The organism is Meiothermus cerbereus, from assembly GCF_051297115.1.
GTDB classification, from domain to species: Bacteria; Deinococcota; Deinococci; order Deinococcales; family Thermaceae; genus Meiothermus; species Meiothermus cerbereus_A.
The window spans coordinates 1-7,367 of sequence record NZ_JBEVAL010000105.1 but is presented as its reverse complement, the minus strand read 5'-3'; the positions used below and the strand labels follow the sequence as shown (position 1 = coordinate 7,367).

The following is a 7,367-nucleotide window of genomic DNA, read 5'->3' as shown; positions in this document are numbered from 1 at the left end:
CACATCGTGGGCAGTCCTCGTTGAACCAAGAATCCCACTGGCTTTAGCCGTGGGAGTGTCAAGTGGGGTTCCCCTCGCGTTTTTTGGCAAACCGCGCCCGCAAGGCCTTCAAGCGCTCGCGCACCTTATCTTCCCAGCCCTCTCCGGTAGCCTGGTAGAGCTTTAGGCCCTCCAGTGCTTCGGGCAGGTACTGCTGGGCAAAGCTGCCCTCAGGGTCGTCGTGGTAGTAGGCGTAGCCCTTGCCATAACCCAGCCGCTCCATGAGCGCGGTGGGGGCGTTGCGGATGTGCAGGGGGATGGGTGCGTCGGGGTGCTCGAGGGCTGCGTTCTGGGCGTTTTTCCAGGCCACATAGACGCTGTTGGACTTGGGGGCCAGGGCCAGGTAAACCACCAGTTCGGCCAGGGCCAGCTCGCCTTCGGGGGAACCCAGAAAATCGTAGGCGTCCTTGGCGGCCATCGCCAGGCGCAGGGCGTTGGGGTCGGCCAGGCCCACGTCCTCCAGGGCCATGCGGGCCAGTCGGCGGGCCAGGTACAGCGGGTCGGCGCCGCCTTCAAGCATACGGGCCAGGTAGTACAGGGCCGCGTCCACATGGTTGCCGCGCACCGACTTGTGCAGGGCCGAGATCAGATCGTAGAAGTACTCGCCGCCCTTGTCGAAGTTGAGCGTGCCGCTGCCCAGGGCCTCGCGGGCCGTGGCCAGGGTAATGTGCCCTTCGCCCAGGCTGGCGGCAAGTTCCAGCGCCGACAGGGCCCGCCGTGCGTCGCCCATGGCGGCCTGGGCAATCAAGTCCAGGGCTTCTGGGTCGGCTCGGGCTTGCAGCCCTCTGGGGTGTTGTAGTGCGCGCTCCAGGAGCCTGCGGGTGGTTTCTTCGTCCAGGGGTTTGAGCACGTAGACCCGGGCGCGGGAGCGCAGCGCCGGGTTGACCTCGAAGGAGGGGTTTTCGGTGGTGGCCCCAATCAGGGTCAGAAGACCCGACTCGACGTAGGGCAACAGCGCGTCCTGTTGCGACTTGTTGAAGCGGTGTATCTCGTCGAGGAAAAGCACCAGGCTGCCATTTGTCTGGGCTTTGGCCACCACTTCCTTGATGTCCTTGACCCCGGCGTTCGCCGCCGAAAGCGCCACCATTTCCTGTCCTGCCCCCTGGGCCATCAGCCGGGCCAGGGTGGTTTTGCCGGTACCGGGCGGCCCCCACAGAATAAAGGAAGAAAGGCGACGGGTCTCGGTCATCCGCCGCAAAGGTTTTCCTGGCCCGGTCAGGTGTTCCTGCCCCACCACTTCGTCCAGGTTTGCCGGGCGTACCCGTTCGGCCAGAGGTGCTATGCTCACAACGTAATTGTACTAGAGCAGGGGGATAGCTGGTTGTGCTTGTTCAAATCGATCTCCGAGTACAGCATCGCATTGCAGATGGCCGAACGCTGCGGAGAACACCTATGGGATCCCAAAACCGAGCGGGAACCCCTCTACCCCAGGGAGAGGGGCTGGGGTGAGGGAAGAAATGCGGCCTCTCGAGCATTGCCCTTCCCCGATGGTCATTCTTGGCAGGCCACCTGGGGCCATAGCCGTATGCTATGGGCTATGTGGTTATCGCTGCTGCCCTGGGGTTTCGTCCTGTTGGGGCTGTTGCCTTTGTGGTTGTTCCCCCGGCAAGAGAGCATTTATCCCGGTTTGGTGTTTTTGCTGGCGGCTCTGATTCTGGCCGCAGCTGCTAGCTTGTATGCCCGGGTGCCGCTGGGCCCACAGGTGCGCTTGTTTTGGGTGCTGGGCCTGGGCCTTATGAGCAGTGTGCTGGCGGTGGCTGCCAGCCGCGACCTGGCCCAGATACCCGAGGATGTGGCGGCGGTGGCGGCGGTGGCAAGCCTGATGGGGGGGGTGATGTTTTTGCTGGGGCTGTTTTTTTTGCTCAGACGCGAGGTGCCGGGGTTGCCTTCTCCTATGCAGATGGGTTTTCGGCATGATGGGGGGGTTCTGCCTTATTCAGCCCTGCAAGTCCTGGCCCCAAGCCTCGAGACCCTCTCGGCGGTGCGGCCGGTTACGCTCTTGTTGCTGCACACCCGCAGCGAGCAACCCGGCACGGAACTGTTGCAGTTTTTGCGCCAGCCGGATATGGTGTTTGAGCTTAAGCCGGGTCAGTTTCTGATCGTGCTGCAGGGCAGCAACCTCGAGGGGGCTCAGGCTGTCTTTCGCCGCATCCGGCAGAACCTGGTGATACGGGCTTATGGCGTGCTACCCCTTCAAGGTAGGAGCCTCCAACAGGCGCTGGTGCAGCTCGAGGGGGAACTCGCACACTACTACCTGACCCAACACTGATGCTCCAAGCCCCATGCGCTGCGCTGGTTTACGCAGGGACAGCGCGCGCTAAGTGTCTCCATAAGCGAAATGCAAGATGCCGTACCGAAAGCTCGCTTTAGGAATTGCGCCAGGTATGCATTGACTCATTCCGCTGGTTTTGCCAGTCTGCCCTGGCGCAACTTAGAAGGCCACCAGGCCCACCCGTTCTTCGAAAGCCCGCTCGAGGCCGCTCTTGCCCAGCACTTCGCCCAGGGCTTTGAAGAAAGCCCGGTAGTGCTCGGGGCGGGCACTCTCGCCCATCAAGCCCAGCCGCAGCACCTTTCCGGCAGTGGGGCCAATGCCACCGGCCACCGAGACCCCACGGGCATAGAGCCCCTTGCGAATATCGGCTTCGTGCAGGCCCTGGGGTGGGCGCACCACCAGCACTGTGGGCAGGCGGGCGCCCTGGGCGGCGTAGGCGCTGAAACCCAGCTCTTCCAGCAGCGACAGCACCGTGGAGTACATGGTTTCGGCGCGTTTTTGCCGCTCTTCCAGGCCTTCTTCCAGGGCCAGCTTGAGGGCTTCCTCGAGCGCGTAGTGCAGCAGCACCGGTGAGGTGCAGAAGTAGCCTTCCTGCTCCCAGTACACCGCTACCCGCGACAGGTCGGAGTACCAGCCCCGCACCTGGCCTAAGCACTCACGCCCGCGTTGCGAAAGGGCAAAAGGCGCCAGCCCAGGCGGGGCCGAGAGGCATTTTTGACTGCCGGTAAAGGCATAGTCTATGCCGAGTTTTTGCATCGAAAGCGGCATCATGCCGGCAGTAGTGACCGCATCCAGCATAAAAAGCGCCCCGTGGGCCTGCACCAGAGCAGCAATCTCTTCGACCGGGTTGAGCACACCGGTGCTGGTTTCACCGTGTACCAGGGCCACCAGCTTATAGGGGCGGTGGTTCAGCTCCGCGGCCACGGCCTGGGGGTCAATGGGGTGGCCTGGCTCGGAGCGCAGCACCTTGTAGTCGAACTGATAGGCGTGGGCAATTTCCACCATGCGCTCGCCGAAGGTGCCGCTAACCAGCAGCAAAACAGCGTCTCCTTCGTCGGCCAGATTGGTTAGGCCGGCCTCCATGCCCAGGCTACCTGACCCTGGCATGGCGGCCAGCAGCGCGCCCTGGCCGGGGTCGAACAAAACGTTAAGATGCTCGCGGATGCGGCGGTTGGTAGCCAGCACCTCGGGGTCAAGGTGGCCGCGCATCTCTTTGGCCAGGGCGGTTTGCACCCTGGGGTGAATGGGGGTGGGGCCGGGCGTCAAGAGAACCATGCGTTTCCTCCAAACAAAAAGATTCTCCGCTGGGCAAACCCCTACGGCCTCTTCCGAAGAAGAGCGCCGTTAGCGGGTAGCTCGAGCGGAGAATCGCATCTGGCCTGAATATACAGGGGCATATGCGGTTTGTCAAAACGCACGGCCTGAAGCCGTATAAAACTGTGGCCCCTGGGCAAATCCAGGTGGTTTTTGGGTTTGCTGGTGTCCAAAGCCACAAGAAAAATACCTAAGCTTGGTAGACTAAACTTCGATGAACGATTACTACGCAACCCTGGGTGTCGACCGGAACGCGAGCGCCGATGAGATCAAACGGGCCTATCGCAAACTGGCGCTCCAGTATCACCCTGACAAAAACCCTGGCAATAAGGAAGCCGAGGAGAAGTTCAAGCAAATTAACGAGGCTTACGCGGTGCTTTCCGACCCCGAGAAAAGGGCCAACTATGACCGCTACGGTACTGCTACGCCGGGTGGACTGGGGGGCGCTGGGGGCAATTTTGGCGACATCTTCGATTTGTTCGAGCAGGTATTTGGTTTTCGCACGCCGGGGGGGCCGGGCCGTGCGCCCCGTGGTGAAGACCTCGAGGTCGAGGTCGAGATGGAGCTGGTGGACGTGCTGTATGGCGCCGAGAAGCAAATTGAATACGACCGCCTGGTACCCTGCGAAACCTGCCACGGGCAGGGGGGTAAGCGCCAGACCTGCCGCTCCTGCGGGGGCCGGGGCACGCTCGAGCAGGTTCAGCGCACTTTTTTTGGCAATATGGTGGCCCAGGTTCCCTGTACGGCCTGCCGGGGCCGGGGCTACACCCTATCCGAGACCTGCACGAGCTGCAAAGGTCAGGGCCGGGTGCGGCGTAAAGAGAAGATTCAGGTCAACATGCCAGCCGGCATAGATGAAAACCAGCTCCTGCGGGTTTCGGGCATGGGCAACCTGGGGCCGGGTGGGCCAGGTGACCTGTTTGTTCGCCCGCACATTCAGCCCCACCCCCACCTCAAACGTGAAGGCTCCAACCTGATTTATGAGCTCAAGCTGGGGCTGGCCCAGGCTGCTCTGGGGGCCAAAGTGCATATACCGGGGCTGGAAGGGGAGCTCGAGCTCAGCGTACCCCCTGGCACCCACGACGGCGAAGTGTTCGAGCTCGAGGGCCAGGGTTTGCCCCACCCGGGCAGCCGCAGCCGGGGCAAGCTGCAGGTGATTACCCAGATTGCCGTGCCCACCCACCTGTCCAAAAAAGCCCGCGAATTGCTGCGCCAGTATGCCCAGGAAGTGGGCGAAGAGGTAGCCCCCGAGGGCTTCTGGGACAAGGTGAAGCGGGTGTTTAGGGGATAGTCCCGTTACAGCTCAATCGGGTTTTCGCGGTCTTTGCTCCAACGCCGAGGATTTTGTGCAATGTATTTGCGGCGTATGTTCAGTTCGTGTTCATCTCGCAGGATGCGCTCGTAGTAGTTGGGTTGCCAGAAGTGGCCGTCGAACGGAGGCCAGCCCAGTTCCTTCACGCCCGTGATGTAGTGCCGTGTTGTCAGAGATTTGAACCGCCCCACAATGTCTGCCAACCGTAACCCCGTAGGGGCAGGCCCCCGTGCCTGCCCCATTGCTTGCCCCATTGTCTGCCCACCATCCCCTGGCGGTGATAGCGGGTTATCGGGGCAGGGTTGATTTGCCAGCGGGGGTTCAGGGTCGGGACGGCCACAGGGGTCGGGGCGGCCACAGGGGGCCGCCCTTACGGGGGTTTTTAGCACGATAATTCCGTGTATGTGGTTCGGCATCACCACAAAGGCATCCACCTCTACGCCTGGGTAATGCGAGGGAATGGCCTCCCACACAGCCAAAACCATCTTCCCCGCCGGGCTAAGGTAGACTTTTCCATCCGCTACCTCGCCCAATAAGCAGCGTCTTTGGTGGATGTTGATGGTCACGAAATAGGCCCCGGCTTGCGAATAGTCGTAACCCTTTAGTCGAATAGAACGGCGATGGTGTCTGTCGGGGTCGTAGGGCATTGCTTGGATAATACAAAAACCCTCCCCAGTAGCGGGGAGGGTCTGCACATTCTGTATCCTAGCGCACCTGCGGGAAGCCCAGGTCCACCTTGCTGGTGCTGGGGTCGGGCCAGCGGCTGGTCACCACCTTGGCGCGGGTGTAAAACTGCACCCCTTCGGGGCCGTACATGTGCAGGTCGCCAAACAGGCTGGCCTTCCAGCCGCCAAAGCTGTAGTAGGCCACCGGCACCGGGATGGGCACGTTGATGCCCACCATGCCGGCTTCCACGTCGAACTGGAACTGCCGCGCTGCGCCACCGTCGCGGGTGAAGATGGCCGTGCCGTTGCCGTAGGGGTGGTCGTTGATGAGCTTGAGGGCCTCGTCGTAGGTTTTGACCCGCACCACGCTGAGCACCGGGCCAAAGATTTCCTCGTCGTAGCACTTCATGCCGGGCTTAACGTTGTCCAGCAGGCTGGTGCCCAGGAAAAAGCCCTCGGACTGGGCAACGGGGTCCTGCCGCCCGTCTACCACCACGGTGGCCCCTTCCCTGGGGGCGTTTTCAATATAAGAGGCCACCTTGTCGCGGTGTTCGCGGGTGATCAGGGGGCCCATCTCCACGCCCTCCTGGAGCCCAGGCCCCACCTTGATTTTGGGCATCCGCTCCCGGATGGCCGCAATCAGCTCGTCGGCGGTTTTATCCCCCACCGCCACCACCACCGAGATGGCCATGCAGCGCTCGCCCGCCGAGCCGTAGGCCGCACTCACCGCGGCGTCGGCGGCCATGCCGATATCGGCGTCGGGCAGCACCACCATGTGGTTCTTGGCCCCGCCCAGGGCCTGCACCCGCTTGCCGTTTTTGCTGCCGGTCTGGTAGATGTACCGGGCTACGGGGGTAGAGCCCACAAAGCTCACGGCCTTGATATCGGGGTGCTCGAGGATGCGGTCCACCGCCACTTTGTCCCCCTGCACCACGTTGAACACCCCATCGGGTAGACCGGCTTGCTGCAAGAGCTCGGCCAGGAAAAGGCTGGGGGAGGGGTCTTTCTCCGAGGGCTTCAGAATGAAGGTGTTGCCGCAGGCGATGGCATTGGCAAACATCCACATGGGCACCATGGCCGGAAAATTGAAGGGGGTGATGCCCGCTACCACGCCCAGCGGCTGGCGAATCTGGTACACATCCACACCCCGGCTGGCCTGCTCGGAATAGCCACCTTTCAAGAGCTGCGGGATGCCGGTGGCAAACTCGACGTTTTCCAGGCCCCGTGCCACTTCGCCCAGGGCGTCGGGGATGGTCTTGCCGTGCTCGAGGGTGATCAGCTCGGCAATTTTGCGGCGGTTCTGATCCACCAGGTCGCGGAACTTGAACATGATCTCGGCCCGGCGGGAAAGGGGGGTCTGCCGCCAGCTCTTGTAGGCTTCCTTGGCTACGGCCACCGCCCCGTCGAGCTCTTCCACCGAGGCGAAGTCTACCGTGGCCTGCTGCTGCCCCGTGGCCGGGTTCCAAACGATGCCCGAGCGCCCAGACTGGCCCTCGACCAGCTTACCGCCGATCCAGTGTGAGACGCGCTTGAGGGTGACTTGGGGTTCCTTGACTGCCATGTGCTGCCTCCTTGTGGGCTAGGAATAAAGAGTGGGTTTGGGCCCAGATAGGTTTATGGTAGGAGCCAGGGCCCTGGATAGCAATGGACAGTCTGTCTAAATAGACAGCCACTCTGTCTGGTACGGAAAAAGTCAAGATTCTTGGCTAAGTACACGACAAAACCCTGAGTAGGCAAAAGCAGGCCGCTCCTGTAAGGTGTTTCT

The 7,367-nt window shown here is 62.1% G+C and carries 6 protein-coding genes; 2 read left to right on the top strand and 4 right to left on the bottom strand.

Going from position 1 to position 7,367, the window contains the following annotated elements:
- Window positions 1-58 precede the first annotated feature (58 nt).
- Window positions 59-1,321: a replication-associated recombination protein A gene (locus ABWU19_RS13895; protein WP_435902259.1), complete on the bottom strand. Its 1,263-nt coding sequence runs from the start codon at window positions 1,319-1,321 to the stop codon at window positions 59-61.
- A 255-nt stretch (window positions 1,322-1,576) separates the two neighbouring features.
- Between ABWU19_RS13895 and ABWU19_RS13890 the strand changes: the two genes are divergently transcribed.
- A complete protein-coding gene (locus tag ABWU19_RS13890; RefSeq protein ID WP_435902258.1) occupies window positions 1,577-2,308 on the top strand; it encodes a diguanylate cyclase in 732 nt (243 codons plus the stop codon).
- Window positions 2,309-2,470: 162 nt separating this feature from the next.
- On the opposite strand, the gene ABWU19_RS13885 is transcribed toward ABWU19_RS13890, so the two are convergent.
- The gene (locus tag ABWU19_RS13885) at window positions 2,471-3,586 is read right to left on the bottom strand and encodes a pyridoxal-phosphate-dependent aminotransferase family protein (RefSeq protein WP_435902257.1); all 1,116 of its coding nucleotides are present in this window, start codon (window positions 3,584-3,586) and stop codon (window positions 2,471-2,473) included.
- A gap of 253 nt (window positions 3,587-3,839) precedes the next feature.
- Here ABWU19_RS13885 and dnaJ point away from each other — a divergent pair, with 253 nt between their 5' ends.
- Complete coding sequence (gene dnaJ / locus ABWU19_RS13880; protein WP_435902256.1) at window positions 3,840-4,916, top strand: molecular chaperone DnaJ; 1,077 nt, start codon at window positions 3,840-3,842, stop codon at window positions 4,914-4,916.
- Window positions 4,917-4,921: 5 nt separating this feature from the next.
- On the opposite strand, the gene ABWU19_RS13875 is transcribed toward dnaJ, so the two are convergent.
- Together ABWU19_RS13875 and ABWU19_RS13870 are read right to left on the bottom strand one after the other, a co-directional pair.
- Window positions 4,922-5,584 carry a transposase gene (locus ABWU19_RS13875; protein ID WP_435902255.1) on the bottom strand — a complete coding sequence of 221 codons (663 nt, stop codon included), beginning with the start codon at window positions 5,582-5,584 and terminating at the stop codon, window positions 4,922-4,924.
- Between the two features lie 58 nt (window positions 5,585-5,642).
- Window positions 5,643-7,163, bottom strand: a complete 1,521-nt coding sequence (locus tag ABWU19_RS13870; protein WP_435902254.1) for a CoA-acylating methylmalonate-semialdehyde dehydrogenase — start codon at window positions 7,161-7,163, stop codon at window positions 5,643-5,645.
- Window positions 7,164-7,367: the final 204 nt, after the last annotated feature.

Bases quoted from the DNA above. Each gene is read 5' to 3' on its own strand.
- ABWU19_RS13890 (WP_435902258.1), top strand. From the start codon at position 1,577: ATGTGGTTATCGCTGCTGCCCTGGGGTTTCGTCCTGTTGGGGCTGTTG.
- ABWU19_RS13885 (WP_435902257.1), bottom strand. From the start codon at position 3,586: ATGGTTCTCTTGACGCCCGGCCCCACCCCCATTCACCCCAGGGTGCAA.
- dnaJ (WP_435902256.1), top strand. From the start codon at position 3,840: ATGAACGATTACTACGCAACCCTGGGTGTCGACCGGAACGCGAGCGCC.
- ABWU19_RS13875 (WP_435902255.1), bottom strand. From the start codon at position 5,584: ATGCCCTACGACCCCGACAGACACCATCGCCGTTCTATTCGACTAAAG.
- ABWU19_RS13870 (WP_435902254.1), bottom strand. From the start codon at position 7,163: ATGGCAGTCAAGGAACCCCAAGTCACCCTCAAGCGCGTCTCACACTGG.